General features: G+C 59.0%; 1 protein-coding gene. It reads right to left on the reverse strand.

The genetic code is table 11. From position 1 onward, the window contains the following. The coding region (locus IO95_RS07550) for an autotransporter-associated beta strand repeat-containing protein (RefSeq protein ID WP_200874160.1) at positions 1–1,115 on the reverse strand (1,115 nt) is incomplete at both ends.

Genomic DNA, 1,115 nt, shown 5'->3' on the forward strand with positions numbered 1-1,115 from the left:
CCCGATAAGGCCAGGGTTTGATTGTCTTGCAGCGCCAACTGGGTCAGCCCTACATTGATAAACAACCCGGTCACATCGTTGGCCAATACGTAGCCGTAGTCACCGATGGCTACCGTATTGCCACCCTGAAGGATATTCACCGCCGCCGTAGATAGGGCTGTGCCACTCAGGTCAGTCAAACTCAGGTTGTTGGCAGTTCCGGTGACATTGCTGGCTGTCACCAACCGCTCTTGGGTGCCTTCATCTTGTTGCAGCAGGTTCCCTGAATTGCTGGCCACGGTAGTCGCATCAGCCTGTACCGTTCCTGCATCCAGGGCCAAGGCCCCAGTGGTCACCTGCCCGGTAGGTAAGTTGGCGAAACGTGCGGTACCGCCATTGAAGGTCAGATTGCCTACCGCCTGATCACCCACCCCGATGGTGGTGACGTTGCCAGCCCCCAGTTCCAGCGTAGCCTGGCTCAGTGAGGTAGTATTGCTACCCGACAAATCAAAGCTGCTGGTGCCTAACGCCAAGGTACCCGTAAAGGCCGACCCGGCGGTGCCAGTAAAATCAAAGATATTGCTGCCATTTTGCAGCGTTACCGACAGTAATCCAGACCCGGTTAACGGGTTGGCAAAGGTGGCGTTACCGCCATTGGCGGAGATCTGGTCAATGGCAAAGGTGGCACCGGCGGCAATATCAACCGCGCTGCTGGCATTGATCGCGCCAGCTCCGTTCAGCCGTAGGGTGCCGTCCGCCACCGTGGTACCGCCGGTATAACTGTTCACCCCGGCCAGGGTCAAGGTACCACTGCCGCTTTGGGTCAGGTTGCCGTTACCGCTGATAACCCCGGCATAACTCGCCGCATCAGTCCGGTCGAACACCACCAAACCCGTATTGCTGATATTGCCAGCATAACTGCCGTCTGTGCCGCCATTGCCGATTTGCAAGGTGGCGCCACTGTCAACCTCAGTAACTCCGCTGTAGCTGTTGGCCCCGGTGAGCACCAGCGTGCCCGTTGAGGCAGTCAAGCTGCCGGTTGTCCCCGACACCACACCGCTAAACAGCCCGCCATCGGTGACTGTCAGGTTGCCGCCGCTGATTGCCAGCAGCCCTGCCCCCGCCAAGCTGCCCAC

Source organism: Serratia sp. DD3 (assembly GCF_000496755.2).